The sequence below is a fragment of the Actinomadura rubrisoli genome (assembly GCF_004349215.1).
In the GTDB taxonomy this organism is placed as follows: Bacteria; Actinomycetota; Actinomycetes; order Streptosporangiales; family Streptosporangiaceae; genus Spirillospora; species Spirillospora rubrisoli.
This window is the reverse complement of sequence record NZ_SMKU01000080.1, coordinates 1-13,476: the sequence shown is the minus strand read 5'-3', so window position 1 is coordinate 13,476 and position 13,476 is coordinate 1. Positions and strand designations below refer to the sequence as shown.

At 73.2% G+C, this 13,476-nt stretch carries 14 protein-coding genes; 6 read left to right on the top strand and 8 right to left on the bottom strand.

The features are described 5' to 3' along the window. Positions 1–24: 24 nt before the first annotated feature. The 3 genes from E1298_RS17365 to E1298_RS17355 form a co-directional block, all read right to left on the bottom strand. On the bottom strand, positions 25–789 hold the full coding sequence (locus E1298_RS17365; protein ID WP_131894444.1) for an SDR family NAD(P)-dependent oxidoreductase: 765 nt from the start codon (positions 787–789) through the stop codon (positions 25–27). A gap of 9 nt (positions 790–798) precedes the next feature. Continuing rightward, positions 799–2,292: a flavin-containing monooxygenase gene (locus E1298_RS17360; RefSeq protein WP_131894442.1), complete on the bottom strand. Its 1,494-nt coding sequence runs from the start codon at positions 2,290–2,292 to the stop codon at positions 799–801. A 96-nt stretch (positions 2,293–2,388) separates the two neighbouring features. Beyond that, positions 2,389–3,054 carry a helix-turn-helix domain-containing protein gene (locus E1298_RS17355; RefSeq protein ID WP_131894440.1) on the bottom strand — a complete coding sequence of 222 codons (666 nt, stop codon included), beginning with the start codon at positions 3,052–3,054 and terminating at the stop codon, positions 2,389–2,391. Positions 3,055–3,180: 126 nt separating this feature from the next. Here E1298_RS17355 and E1298_RS17350 point away from each other — a divergent pair, with 126 nt between their 5' ends. Together E1298_RS17350 and E1298_RS17345 are read left to right on the top strand one after the other, a co-directional pair. Continuing rightward, a complete protein-coding gene (locus E1298_RS17350) occupies positions 3,181–4,050 on the top strand; it encodes an aldo/keto reductase (protein ID WP_131894438.1) in 870 nt (289 codons plus the stop codon). Between the two features lie 127 nt (positions 4,051–4,177). Further along, positions 4,178–4,789 carry a PadR family transcriptional regulator gene (locus E1298_RS17345; RefSeq protein WP_131894436.1) on the top strand — a complete coding sequence of 204 codons (612 nt, stop codon included), beginning with the start codon at positions 4,178–4,180 and terminating at the stop codon, positions 4,787–4,789. On the opposite strand, the gene E1298_RS17340 is transcribed toward E1298_RS17345, so the two are convergent. After that, positions 4,713–6,173, bottom strand: a complete 1,461-nt coding sequence (locus E1298_RS17340) for an APC family permease (RefSeq protein WP_131894434.1) — start codon at positions 6,171–6,173, stop codon at positions 4,713–4,715. The genes E1298_RS17345 and E1298_RS17340 overlap by 77 nt on opposite strands. A 148-nt stretch (positions 6,174–6,321) precedes the next feature. Here E1298_RS17340 and E1298_RS17335 point away from each other — a divergent pair, with 148 nt between their 5' ends. Both E1298_RS17335 and E1298_RS17330 read left to right on the top strand, forming a co-directional pair. Next, the gene (locus tag E1298_RS17335; RefSeq protein ID WP_131894432.1) at positions 6,322–6,942 is read left to right on the top strand and encodes a TetR/AcrR family transcriptional regulator; all 621 of its coding nucleotides are present in this window, start codon (positions 6,322–6,324) and stop codon (positions 6,940–6,942) included. Beyond that, the gene (locus tag E1298_RS17330) at positions 6,939–8,048 is read left to right on the top strand and encodes a DmpA family aminopeptidase (RefSeq protein WP_131894430.1); all 1,110 of its coding nucleotides are present in this window, start codon (positions 6,939–6,941) and stop codon (positions 8,046–8,048) included. Before E1298_RS17335 ends, E1298_RS17330 begins: the two co-directional genes overlap by 4 nt. A gap of 64 nt (positions 8,049–8,112) precedes the next feature. Here the strand turns inward: E1298_RS17330 and E1298_RS17325 are convergent, their stop codons facing one another. Continuing rightward, positions 8,113–9,099: a diacylglycerol/lipid kinase family protein gene (locus E1298_RS17325; RefSeq protein ID WP_131894428.1), complete on the bottom strand. Its 987-nt coding sequence runs from the start codon at positions 9,097–9,099 to the stop codon at positions 8,113–8,115. A gap of 140 nt (positions 9,100–9,239) precedes the next feature. Between E1298_RS17325 and E1298_RS17320 the strand changes: the two genes are divergently transcribed. Then, positions 9,240–10,271: an alpha/beta hydrolase gene (locus E1298_RS17320; RefSeq protein WP_131894426.1), complete on the top strand. Its 1,032-nt coding sequence runs from the start codon at positions 9,240–9,242 to the stop codon at positions 10,269–10,271. A gap of 75 nt (positions 10,272–10,346) precedes the next feature. Continuing rightward, complete coding sequence (locus E1298_RS17315; protein ID WP_131894424.1) at positions 10,347–11,210, top strand: amidohydrolase family protein; 864 nt, start codon at positions 10,347–10,349, stop codon at positions 11,208–11,210. 16 nt (positions 11,211–11,226) lie between these two features. On the opposite strand, the gene E1298_RS17310 is transcribed toward E1298_RS17315, so the two are convergent. The 3 genes from E1298_RS17310 to E1298_RS48145 all read right to left on the bottom strand — a co-directional run. Next, on the bottom strand, positions 11,227–12,237 hold the full coding sequence (locus tag E1298_RS17310) for a cation diffusion facilitator family transporter (protein ID WP_131894422.1): 1,011 nt from the start codon (positions 12,235–12,237) through the stop codon (positions 11,227–11,229). Next, a complete protein-coding gene (locus tag E1298_RS17305) occupies positions 12,234–12,623 on the bottom strand; it encodes an ArsR/SmtB family transcription factor (RefSeq protein WP_131894420.1) in 390 nt (129 codons plus the stop codon). The genes E1298_RS17310 and E1298_RS17305 overlap by 4 nt, the downstream gene beginning before the upstream one ends. A gap of 24 nt (positions 12,624–12,647) precedes the next feature. Continuing rightward, positions 12,648–13,476: DUF6777 domain-containing protein (locus E1298_RS48145; RefSeq protein ID WP_165975501.1), on the bottom strand; the 829-nt coding region annotated here is incomplete at its 5' end.

Below are 13,476 nucleotides of genomic sequence, written 5' to 3'. Positions count from 1 at the left end.
CCAGCATCCCGTGCCGCGGCGCCGTCAGTCGTATTTGCGTCCTGCGCTGGAGGTCCGAGCGATCAGCGCGCGGGGGACGAACCGGGTGAGGCCGACGATCGCCTTGTACTGCGCGCTCGGGACGCTCACCTGGACGCCGCGCCGCAGGTCGCGCAGCGCGGTGCCGACGACGGCGTCCTGCTCCAGCCACATGAAGTCCGGGACGCCCGACATGTCCATCTGGGCGCGCTCGTGGAACTCGGTGCGCACGAACCCGGGGCACAGCGCCATCACGCGGACCCTCCCGCCCGCGCGCGGCGCGATGTCCGCCGCGACGCCCTGGCTGAAGTTCACCACCCACGCCTTGGACGCGCCGTACGTGCCGCGCGTCGCGAACGCCGCGACCGACGCGACGTTGACGATGCCGCCGCGCCCGCGCTCCAGCATCCCGGGCAGCGCCGCGTGCGTGAGCCGGAGCACGGCCTCGCAGTGCACCCTCAGCATCGTCAGCTCGTCCGACACGGGCACGTCGAGGAACACGCCCTTGTTGCCGAAGCCGGCATTGTTGACCAGGAGGTCCACGTCCCCGCGGACGCGTTCCTCGGCGGCGGCCAGCCCCTCCTCCGCGGACAGGTCGGCGCGCAGGGTCTCGGCCCGCACGGCGTACCTGCCGTGCAGTTCGGCGGCGGTCCGTTCCAGGCGCTCGGCGTCGCGGGCCAGCAGGACCAGGTCGAATCCGTCGGACGCGAGGCGGCGCGCGAAGGCGGCACCGATCCCCGCGGTCGCGCCGGTGATGAATGCGGTCGGCATCCTCAGAGCTTAGGAGGCGCCGCTACCGGGTGGTGGCACCCCGGGTGCGCAAGCGGCGCGGGTTCGGACGTTGAAATGGCGGGGGTCGGGGCGCCGGGTCGCGCGGCGGTAGGCGAAGGTGAAGCCGGGCCAGTTGCTGACCACCTTCCCGTCGGCGGTCATGTACCAGCTCTGGCAGCCCGTCTCCCACACCGTCGACCGCAGGCGCCTCCGCATGTCGCGGGTGAACGCGTCCTGGACGTCGGCCCGCACGTCGATCCAGTCGAGCCCGTGCCGGCGGATCGCCTCCACGCAGCCGAGCACGTACCGGAACTGCGACTCCAGCATGTAGATGATCGAGTTGTGCCCCAGGTTGGTGTACGGACCGTACAGCAGGAACAGGTTGGGGAAGCCGCTGACGGTGATCCCGAGGTGGGCCTGCGCGCCGTCCCGCCACGCCTCGTTCAGCTCCCGCCCGCCCCGTCCGACGATCTTCATGGGGGACAGGAACGCGGTGGTGCGGAACCCGGTGGCGTACACGATGACGTCCGCGCCGTACTCGCGGCCGGCGGTCTTCACCCCCGACGGGGTGACGCGCTCGATCGGGTCGGTGATGAGGTCGACGTTCGGCCTGGTCAGCGCCGGATAGTAGTCGCTGGAGATGAGGATCCGCTTGCAGCCCATCGGGTAGCGGGGGATGACGGCCTCGCGCAGGCGCGGGTCGGCGATGCCCGCGCGCAGCGTGTCGCGGAACCTCTTCTCCAGCAGCCGCATCACCTGCGGGTACTTCACGAACCCGAGGGCGCGCGACTCGTACAGCGCGTAGATCCGGGCGCGGTTCAGCTCGTACAGTCCGGGCACGGCCCTCAGGACGGACTTCTCCCAGCCCCGGTACGGCCGGTCCGGCTTGCCGATGACGTAGGGCGCCGTCCGCTGGAACAGCCGCAGCTCCGCCGCCCGCTCCGCGATCTCCGGGACGATCTGGATCGCGCTCGCGCCCGTCCCGATCACCGCGACGCGCCGGCCGCGCAGGTCGGCGCCGTGGTCCCAGCGGGCGGAGTGGAAGCTCGTCCCGGCGAAGCGGTCGCGGCCCTCGATCGGCGGGATCGCGGGACGGTTCAGCTGCCCGCACGCCGACACCAGCACGCGCGCCTCCAGCTCGCCGCCGGTGGTCGAGATCCGCCAGAGCGCCGCGTCCTCGTCGAAGCGCGCCTCGGTGACCTCGGCGCCGAAGCGGACCTTCTCCAGTACGCCGTGCTTGCGGGCGCAGTGCCGCAGGTAGGCCAGGATCTCCGGCTGCGGCGGGAATCGCCGCGACCAGTCGGTCTTGCGCTCGAACGAGAACGAGTACAGATGGGACGGGATGTCGCAGGCGGCGCCCGGGTAGGTGTTGTCCCGCCAGGTGCCGCCGAGCCCGGCGGCCTTCTCCAGGATCACCACGTCGTGGATCCCGGCCCTACGCAGCCGGATCGCCATCCCGATCCCGCCGAACCCGCTCCCGATGATCACCACGCTGTGCGTCATGGCCGTCCTTGTCCTGCCGTGGTACCCCGAGCGTAGTGACCACGAGGTCACCTGAACAGCCGCCGCCCGGCGCGCCTCGCGGTCCGGTCCGGCGGGTCAGCCCACCAGGCCCAGCTCGTGGGCGCGCAAACCCGCCTGGAAGCGGGACTCGGCGTCCAGCAGCGTGAGGATCTCGGCCACCCGGCGCCGGTAGGTGCGCAGCGACATCTCCAGCTGCCGCGCGGCCGTCTCGTCCTTCAGCCCGTCGCCGAGCAGCCGCAGGATCCGGCGGCTCTCCGCGCTCAGCGCGGGCGGGCGGTCGCGGCGGTGGTCGGCGAGGTCGGCGGCCCGCTCCCAGGTGGCCCAGAACAGCGAGACGACGCCCTTGACCACCCCCGGCGACCGGACGACGGTGTATTCGCGCACGCCGGCCCTCGGCGGGCCCGCCAGGATCGCGATCCGCCGGTCGATGACGATCGTCTCGTGCGGGAGTGGTGTCGTGCAGATGCGGACGTTCGCCCCGGCCCGCGCGATCTCGACCAGCCGCCGCTCGGACTCCTCGTCGGCGAGCGCCTCGGGGTTGTGGAGCTTGTAGGCGGGCAGGTCCGGCCGCCGGCGGCGCCGCTCGGCGATGATCCGCTCCCGGACGCCCGGGAGCGCCCAGGTCCGCAGGTCGCGCGCGGCGCAGACGAACTCCTCGCGCGCGTCGAACAGGTGCCCGGCGCGCTCGGCCAGCTCCACCTCGCCGCGCAGGATCACGTTCCGGTCCACGTCCGCGCTCATCGCGTCCAGTCTGCCACGGCCGTCCCCGCAGGCCCGTCCCCGCCGGCCGTGGCCGAGCCGGGCAGCGGCTGGCAGCAAGCTGCCAGCCGCTCGTCCGGGCGGTGCCCGCCCGGGACAGTGAGAGCCATGACGACGAAGATCGCTGAGGGCGGGCATTTCGAGCTGGGCGGCGACCTGCGGGTCGCGCGGATGGGGTTCGGCGCGATGCGCCTGCCGGTGTCCCGGCGCGGCGGCCCCCCGAACGACCGCGATATCGCTCTGGCCGTCCTGCGCCGCGCCGTGGAGCTCGGCGTGGACCACATCGACACCGCCGCCTTCTACCACCAGCACGGGCTGGCGGCGAACGAGCTGATCCGCGCCGCGCTGAGCCCCTATCCGGACGACCTGGTGATCGCCACGAAGGTCGGCCCGCACCGCGCCCCCGGCGACCAGTACCCGACGGGCCAGCTCCCCGCGGCGGAGCTGCGCGGCGAGGTGGAGCGGAACCTGCGCGAGCTGGGACGCGACCACCTCGACCTCGTCTACCTGCGTCCCGGCGGCATGGAGGACCCGGGCGGCGAGCCGATCGGGGAGCGGTTCGCCGTCCTGGCCGGGCTCCGGGACGAGGGCCTCGTCCGGCACCTCGGCGTCAGCCACGTCAGCGCGGCGCAGCTCGCCGAGGCCCGCGAGATCGCGCCGGTCGCCGCCGTCCAGAACCGTTTCGACGTGACCCGGCCCCAGGACGCCCGGATGCTGGCCGTCTGCGAGGAGGCGGGCATCGCCTACGCGCCCTACTTCCCGCTCGGCGGCTTCGGGATCCCGGACGACGCGCGCGTCAAGGCGATCGCCGCGCGGCACGGCGCGACCGCGCCGCAGGTGCTGCTCGCCGGTCTGCTGGCCCTGTCGCCCGTCATCCTCGCGATCCCCGGCACCGGCTCGCCCGCCCATCTTGAGGAGAACCTGGGCGCCGCCGCGCTGCGTCTCACCGCTGAGGACGTCGCGGATCTGCGGTCTTAGCGCCCTCGACCCGGCCGTTCCACCCGTCGTGCCCCAGGTCCGGCCGTTCGCGGCCGGGCCGAGGGGCCCCCGGGGGCGGTTACGCCTTAGCCTGAACCGGACGCGGATCAGGTGAACGGGGAGAAGGATGTCGACGACGCGGCTGCTGGTCCTCGGCGGGGTGCGGAGGTTCGGGCGGGCCCACGGATATGAGGTGCGGCGCGAGCTGATGTCGTGGGGCTCGGACGAGTGGGCCCACGTGAACCCCGGCTCGATCTACCACGCCCTCAAGCAGCTGGCCAAGGAGGGCCTGCTGCGCGCCCACGAGGTGGAGGAGAGCGACGCCGGGCCGCCGCACACCGACTACGAGATCACCGAGGCCGGCCACGCCGAGTTCCTGCGGCTGCTGCGCTGCGCCCTCGCCACGGTGGACGTCCGGCATCCGGAGATGCTGACCGCGGGGCTCGGGTTCCTGACCGAGTTGCCCCGCGGCGAGGCCGTCCGGCTGCTGCGCGAGCGGCTGGACGGCCTCGCGGGCTGGCGCGCGAGCGTCGCGCCGCATGTGCAGGAGCAGGACCCGGCCGACCACCTGCGCGAGCTGCTCGGCTGGTGGGTCCACTCCGCCGACTCCGCCACCGCCTGGACGCGCGGCCTGATCGAGCGCCTGGAGGCGGGGGCCTACGTCATGGCCGGTGAGGGGCCGCCGCGTCCGGCCCATCCGGAGCGGCCTGCTCCTCAGGGTCGTCCGGCGCGCCCTTGAGGTGCCAGCCGCCCCGGCGGCGCAGCACCAGCCCGAAGTAGGCGGCCGAGACGACGATCACCCCGGCGGTGACCAGCAGGCTCGGCCGCCCGACCTCCGGGTCCTTCGCGTTCTGGTAGACCACGTAGCAGAGCGCGCCCAGCGCGACGACGGGCGCGATCGGGAACCAGGGCATCCGGTACCCGGCGTGCGCGGTCGTCCCGTTGCGGCGTCCCGCGATCACGGCCAGGCAGAGCGCCCCGTACACCGCGATCAGGGACGTCCCGGTGACCACGAGCAGGAACTTCTCGTCCAGGAAGCACGCGGCGGCGCTCAGCACGCCGGTCACGATCGTGGCGAGCCACGGGGTGCCGAATCGGGGGTGCAGCGCGGTCAGCGCCCCGTCGATGCGCGGCGACCAGGTGCCGTCCCGGCCCGAGCTGAAGATCAGCCGGGCGGTGAGCAGCATGATCGCGATCACCGCGTTCAGGATGGCGAGCGCGATGGCCAGGCTGATCACGTCGTTGAGGGTCTCGCCGCCGCGCTCGGTGATGAAGTAGTCCAGCATCGACTCCGAGGTCAGCAGCTTGTCGAGGTCCGGGGCGCCGAGCAGGACGGCGGTCACCGGGATCAGCTCGGCCGCCACCGTGATCCCGAGGGCCCACAGCACCGTCCGGGCCACGGCGCGGTGCGCGTCGTGCGTCTCCTCGCCGAAGTACACCGCCGAGCCGTAGCCGTTGTAGGAGAAGATCGCGACGGCGGTCGCCGCGGCGACCAGCCCGGCGGACGCGGCGGTCGTGCCGCCGCCGTCGGCCGCCACCACCGGGTTCGCCAGCAGGTCGGTGAACGGCCGCTCCACGTGCAGGAAGCCCAGCGCGGACAGCACCACCAGCGCGATCATCTCGATGGCCAGGAAGATCCCGGTGACCACCGCGTTGACCTTGATGTCGAAGATCGCGATGACGGTCGCCCCGGCCACCGTGAGCGCCGCGACGACGGGGCCGTTCAGCCCGTCCACCAGCACGCCCAGGTAGGTGCCCACGCCGAGCGCGATCACCGCCAGGATCAGCAGCTGCGTGATGAGGATCAGACCGAGCACGATGAAGCCCGGCAGGCGGCCGAGGGTGCGTCCGACGATCGCGTACTCGCCGCCTGTCAGCGGGTACGCCGACGACAGCTCGGCGTACACGAACGCCATGAAGACGCCGACGACCGCGGCGGCGGCGTAGCTCAGGAACGCGCCGGTGCCCGCCTGGGACAGCACCCCCGGCGCGATGATGAAGACCGAGGACGCGGGCGTGACCGCGGACAGCACGATGAACAGGGCGCCGAGCGTTCGCAGGCCCCGTTGCAGGGCGACGGGACGCTCGGCGGTGGTCGGTGGGTCGACCTGGGGGGCGGCCATGGGCACCTCCTCGACGAAATTCTTTGAATGAGTATCAAAGAACGACCGGCCATCCGGTCAAGGAAAACACGGGTAACGTTTGGATCTCGGGTTATTGCCTGGTAGGCCTGACTTGCATTGTCTGAAAGATCTTCAGAGAATGTCGGGCATGGCACGCCCCAGCAGGGCCCACGAGCGCCGCGCCGGCCTCGTCGCGGCCGCCCGTCGCGCGGTGGTCGAGCGCGGCATGCTCGACCTGCGGCTCCGCGACGTCGCGGAGCAGGCCGACATGTCGCCCGGCTCCGTCCTGTACTACTACCCGACGATGACCGACCTCCTGCGCGAGGTGCAGCGCGAGGCCGTCGACCGATTCTGCGCCGGACGCGAGGACGCCGTCCGGCACGAGCCCGATCCCCGGCGGCGGCTGGCCGCGATGATCCGCAGCGGCCTCCCGTCCGGGCCGGGCGACGAGCTGTGCGTGCTGCTGTACGAGCTCGGCACCATCGCCCGCCGGGACGCCTCCTACGCGGCCGAGCACATCCGGCTGTACGAGCGGCAGGTCGGCATCTACGCGGGGATCCTCGGGGCGGGGGCGGCGACCGGCGCCTTCACGCTGACCCGCGACGCCACGACGATCGCCCGCAACCTCGTCGCCCTGGAGGACGGGTTCGGGCTCCACATCACCATGGCGGTGCCGACCGTGGACACGGCACGCGCCGAACGCCTCCTGCTGGCCTGCGCCGCCGACGCCATCGGCTGCGACCTCGACGACCTGGAAGGTGACCGATGACCCGAGCGCGACCGTTCGGCCTCCCCCTGCCCGGCGCCCCGGGCCCGCACAACGCGATCACCGACGTCCCCGGCGTCGAGGTCGGCTACACCACGCTGATCTCCGGGGACGGGCCGCTGCGCACCGGCGAGGGCCCCGTCCGCACCGGCGTCACGGCGCTGCTGCCGCGCGGCCGGTCCGGCTTCGCGGTCCCGTGCGCCGCGGGGATGTACTCGCTGAACGGCAACGGCGAGATGACCGGGGCGCACTGGATCGCCGAGACCGGCGCGCTGACCCTCCCGATGCTGATCACCAACACGCACGCGGTCGGGCCCTGCCACCGCGGCGCGATCGAGTGGGCGCGGCGTGAGCGCCCCGGGGCCCCCGAGTGGCTGCTGCCCGTGGTCGCCGAGACCTGGGACGGCTACCTCAACGACATCGACGGCCCCCACGTGCGCCCCGAGCACGCGATCGCCGCCATCGACGCGGCCCGCGGCGGCCCCGTCCAGGAGGGCTCGGTCGGCGGCGGGACGGGCATGAACTGCTACGGCTTCAAGGGCGGCAGCGGCACGTCCTCGCGGACCGTGGAGTACGCCTCCGACACCTACACGGTCGGGGCCTTCGTCCAGGCGAACTTCGGCGGCCGCGAGCAGCTCACGGTGTGCGGGGTGCCGGTCGGCGCGGACCTGGCCGACGACAACCCCATGGAGGACACCGACTGGCTCGGGCTGTCCGGCGCGGGCTCGGTCATCGTCGTCGTCGGCACCGACGCGCCGCTGCTCCCCGGCCAGTGCACCGCCCTCGCCCGCCGCGTCCCCATGGGCCTGGCCCGGACGGGGACGTACGGGCAGCACTCGTCCGGCGACATCTTCCTCGCGTTCTCCACCGCCAACCCCGGCGCGCTGACCGGCGGCTTCCCTACCGGCGACGAGGGCTACGACACGATGCGGTTCGTCCCGTGGAACCGGATCGACCCGTTCTACGAGGCCGTGGTCCAGGCCGTCGAGGAGGCCGTCCTGAACGTGCTGCTCGCCGCCCGCACCATGGTCGGACGGGACGGGCACCGCTCCCCGGCCCTGCCGCACGACCGGCTGAAGGAGCTCCTCGCCGCCCGCGGCGTCCTCTGAGCGCACTTGCCGGCCGGTACGCGGTCGGGGGTGCGCCGCCCGGCCGGTGCGCCGCCCGGGACCGTCAGGTGTCGACGAACGTGCGCGGGACGATCACGCGCAGGGCGTTGCCGCGCAGCCGGATCGTCACCGGCGTACGGCCGCGGACCTCGCCGTCCACGTCGACCCGCAGCGGGGGATCGGTCTCGATCTCCACGTGCGCGGTCGTGAGGAAGGCGTCCTCCTCCAGCGAGCGCCGCGGGCCGGTCAGCACGTGCCGGGCCGTGGCGGACGCCAGCCGCAGCCGCCGCTCGTCGCCCAGCCGGTAGACGGCGAGGAGCCGGTCGTCGGGGCTGGCGTCGCGGGCGATGCGCTGCCCGCTGTGGTGCGCGCCGTTCGCCACGTTGAGCTGGTGCGTCCTGACCTCGCTGGTCTTGCCGTCGATCGTGATGCGCGCGGTGAACGCCTCGTGCCGGGGCAGCAGCCGCGCGGCCGTCAGCGCGTACGCGGGACGGCCGACGAACCGCTTGAGCGTGTGCGGGACGCTCCCGGCGACCTCCACCGACAGGCCGAGGCTGACCATGTTGGCGAAGATGTGCTCGCGGTCGCCGCCCGGACCGTCGCCCTGCGGGTCGCCGGTGCTCTCGAACCAGCCGACGTCCACGTCGGCGACCTTCCCGCCGTCCGGGGCACCGACGGTCAGCGTCCGGACGGCGCCGGGCAGGTCCAGCGGGAGCTCCAGGCTGCGCGCGAAGTTGTTGGTGGTGCCGAGCGGCAGCACGCCGAGCGCGATGTCGCGGTGGGCCAGGTGCCCGACCGCCTCGGCGACCGTCCCGTCCCCGCCGCCGACGACGACCAGGTCGGGCTCCAGCGCCAGCACGTCGGCGAACAGGCCGCGCAGCCGCGACGGGTCGGTCACGGGGAAGACGTGGACGAACTCCAGCCCCGCCTCCCGCAGCAACCGCCGCGTCCGGCCGTACAGGCGGCGGCCCCGCCGCGAGCGGGAGTTGATCACCAGGACGGTCGGGCCGCCCTTCCCGATCGCGGCCTCCAGCTCCCCCTTGGTCCGCATCGTCGCCGCTCCGCCCCTTCCCTCGTCGGTGTCGCCTTGCGGGCACGTCGACCGGTACTCCGGGGCCCAGGCGTTGCAACATGCCCAAAATTGGGGACATTACGCGATAGAGCCAACAGCAGAGTGTCCGGGACGGGAACATGTGGCGGCGGGGTTGGGCCGGGGCGGGGTTCATCGCGGGCATCGCGTGGCTGACGGCGTCCATCGCCCCCGGCGGCGCCGCGCCCTCGGCCGTCCCCGCCGACGACGGCGCGAGCGTGGTCGGCGAGCGCCGCCCGCGTCCGCGCGTCCTGGACCTCGCCGTCCGCTCGCCCGTCCTCGCCGAGACCGTCCAGGTCCGGCTCCTGCTGCCGCCCGGCTGGTCGCGGGACGCCTCCCGGACGTGGCCCGTCCTGTGGCTGCTGCACGGCGCAGGCGCCGGCCGCGACCGCCACGCCGCCTGGACCGACCGCAGCGACCTCGAAGCGCTGACCGAGGGCGCCGAGGTGATCGTGGTCATGCCGGACGGCGGCCCCTGCGCCACCTACACCGACTGGTGGAACCAGGGCGTCTGCGGCCCGCCGAAATGGGAGACGTTCCACCTCGCCGAGCTGAGGCAGATCCTCGAACGCGGATACCGCGCCGGAACCGAGCGGGCGATAGCCGGAATCGGCATGGGCGGTCTCGGCGCGCTCGCCTACGCCGCCCGCCACCGGGGCCTTTTCCGCGCGGCGGCCTCGTTCAGCGGGCTCGTCCACACCCTCCACCGCGACCCGCACGGCCTGGACGCGGCCGACCTGGTGGAACTGGGCGTCGCGGTCGGCGACCCGTCCCGCGACTGGACGGACGTCTGGGGCGACCCGGACGGACAGCGCGTCGTGTGGCGCCAGCACAACCCGTACGACCTGGCCGACCGCCTCACCGGCGTCCGCCTGTACGTGAGCGCGGGCGACGGCCTCCCAGGACCCTGCGACCCGGGGCCCGGCGCCCCGGGGCCCGGCGGCCCGAGCCCGGCCACGGGGACGGACGTCCTGGAGGCCCTCGCCCACACCGTCACCCAGGAGTTCGCCGGGAAGCTCAGGAAGCTCGGGATCCCCGTGTCCACGCACTTCTACAGGGGCACGCACAGCTGGGCGTACTGGCCCCGCGAACTCCGCGCGGCCCTGCCCGTCCTCCTGGACGAGATCCTCTGACCCCCGGTTAGGGTCGGAGGGGTGGTTGAAGATTGTTCTACTTCCGGGGTCCCCGGTCCCGCGGCGGACGCGGAGGTGCCGGCGTTCTGGCGCGCGCTCGGCCTGCCCGGCCTCGTCGACGTCCACGTCCACTTCATGCCGCCGCGGCTGATGAGCGCGGTATGGGAGTACTTCGCCGAGGGCGGCCCGCTGATCGGCTCCGGGTGGCCGCCTATCCGGTACAGGCGCCCGGAGGTGGAGCGGATCGCGTTCCTGCGCGGCCTCGGGGTGCGGGCGTTCAGCGCGCTGGCCTACCCGCATCGTCCCGGTATGGCCGAGTCCTTGAACGAGTGGACGGCCGGGTTCGCCGCCCGCGTCCCCGACTGCCTGCGGAGCGGGACGTTCTACCCGGAGCCGGGCGCCGCGGAGTACGTCCGCCGCGCGCTGGACGAGGGAACGCGCGTCTTCAAGGTGCATCTCCAGGTCGGCGGGTTCGATCCGCGCGCCGAGGAGCTCGACGCCGTGTGGGGGATGCTCGCCGACGCCGGAACGCCCGCGATCGTCCACGCCGGGTCCGGGCCCGTCGCGAACGAGTTCACGGGGCCGGGGCCGTTCGGCGACGTCCTCGCGCGCCATCCGCGGCTCACCGCGATCATCGCCCACCTCGGCGCGCCCGAGTTCGACGAGTTCTTCGCGCTCGCCGACCGGTACGACCGCGTCCACCTGGACACCACCATGGCGTTCACCCGGTTCGCCGCGCTGGGCACGTTCCCCGGCGCCCTGACGCCCCGCCTGCGCGACCTCGGGCTGGACGGCCGGATCCTGCTCGGTACCGACTTCCCCAACATCCCCTACCCGTACGCGCATCAGCTGGAGGCGCTCGCCGGCCTCGGGCTCGGCGACGACTGGCTCCGCGCCGTCTGCTGGGAGGCCGCCGCCAAGCTCTTCGACCTCCACTGACCCGGCCGGCCGCCGGTCAGTGATCGCAGGGAGAGCTGCCCGCGTGCCAGTGCGGCTCGGCGCCCGCGACGTGGCGGGGGCCGTGCGGGTCCTCGCAGTGGCCGTGCTCGCCGCGCTCCGGCGCGGCCTCGTCGACGTGGTCGACCTCCAGCGTCGTGTGCGTGATCCCGTACGAGCTGCGCAGCAGCTGCTGCAGGTCGCGGCGGACGGCGTGGCAGTCGCCCTTGGAATCGACCAGCACATGGGCCGACAGCGCGGGATAGCCGGAGCTGACCTCCCACACGTGCAGGTCGTGGACCTCCTCGACGCACGGCCGCCGCGCCAGCCGCGTCCCCAGCTCGGACGGGTCGATGCCGGTGGGCGCGGCCTCCATGAGCACCCGTCCCGCGTCCCGCAGCAGCCCGTACCCGGCCTTGAGCATCAGCGCGGCCACCACCAGGGACGCGATCGCGTCGGCGCGGGCGAACCCCGCCGTCCACACCAGCAGGCCCGCTATAGCGGTGGACACGAACGCGTACAGGTCGTTCAGGATGTGCTGGAACGCTCCCTCCACGTTCAGGCTGCTCCGGTTCGCCTTGCTGATCAGCCACGTCGCCGCCACATTGACCGCGATGCCGGCCAGGGACGTCCAGAACACCAGCTGCCCGTCGACGTCCGGCGGGCTCAGCAGCCGCTGGACGCCCTCGAACACGAAGAAGGCGGCCAGCAGCATCAGCGTCAGCCCGTTCAGCTGCGCCGAGAGGATCTCGGCGCGGCGCAGGCCGTAGGTGTAGCCGCCCTTCGGCGGGCGCGCCGCGATCCGCATGGCGACCAGCGCCAGCGCGATGGCGAACGCGTCGGTCAGCATGTGCGCCGCGTCCGACATCAGGGCCAGCGACCCGGCGATGACGCCGATGACGACCTCGCCCGTCATGTAGGCGAGGATCAGGACGAGCGCGCCGCCGAGGAGCCGCCGGTCGGCGTCGGGGGAGACGCCGTGACCGTGGCCATGGCCGTGCCCGTGCTCGCTCTCCCGTCCCGCCGTCATGTGCCTTCCTCCCCGTGTCCGACGTGGGTGAGGGCGAGATCGAGCAGCATCCGGACGTGCGAGTCGTCCAGCCGGTAGTAGGCCATCCGGCCGGACCTGCGGACCCGGACCACACGGTTGGCGCGCAGCAGGCGCAGCGCGTGCGAGACCGCCGACTCCGACGTCCCGCACGACGCGGCGATATCGCACACGCACATCTCGCCCCCTTCGAGCAGCGCGGTGATCACCCGCAGCCGCCCAGGGTCGGACAGGAGCCCGAACACCTGCGCCAGGCCGGCGACCGTCTCCGCGTCCGGCAGGGACGCGGAGACGACGGCGACCTTCTCAGGATCGACCACCCGGATGGCGCAGGCGTCGGCGGGGGCCACATCTGAAGTACTGCTCATATGAACAAATGTAGCGCATGACCGTCACCAGGCCGCGGAGGGCTCCGTCCCGGGCGCCATCGAGATCGGAGGCTGCGGCCGCTCGCCCGGCGACGGCTCGGACGCCCCCGTCCCGCCGGGCTCGGTCCCGGTGCCCCCGTACGTCGGGTCGTCGGAGGTCCCGGTGGTCGGCTCACCGCTGGTCTGGCCAGGATCGGTCGGCTCGGTGGACACCTCCGGACCCGGCGAGGTGCTGGGGTCGTCCGTCGGCACATCGGTGCCCGGCGAACTGCTGCCCGAGTCGACCGGCGCCGGCGAGTCGGACGCCACGACCGTCTCCGTCTCGGGCAAAGCCGCAGGTGGCCCGTCCAGCGTACCCGCGGTCGCCCGGGGACGCTCGAACCCCATCGTCGCCTCCGGATCGACCAGGACGAACGTGGTGACCGTCCCCTTCCGGGGATCCCGGGGGCGCACCTTGGTCACATTCCGCTTCTGGAAATCCGGCCAGGACCGGCCACGGTACGACGCGTTCCCCGTGGAGATCTTTTTCTCCGGCTGGGTGAGCGGATTGCCGCAATTGCACTTCACGACCGGCACACCGTAGCCATTGATCAGAACGCCCATTCCGGCCTGGAGGACGGCGGGCCCGCTCGTCGCCTTCCCGTCGCGCCAGCCGTGGTTGGTCACCAGCGTGTCCGTGCGCAGCAGCACCGGCGTCAGCCGCGACACATACCGCGGGATGTCGCTCACCGGAATGCCCTCGACGGCCGCCCACGCCCGCGCCTTGGCCGGATTGGCCTGGAGGAACGCCACCAGCTTCCCCTGGTCGCAGCTCGACGCCCGCCGCGTCCCCCCGTACAGGCCGGGGGAGCTG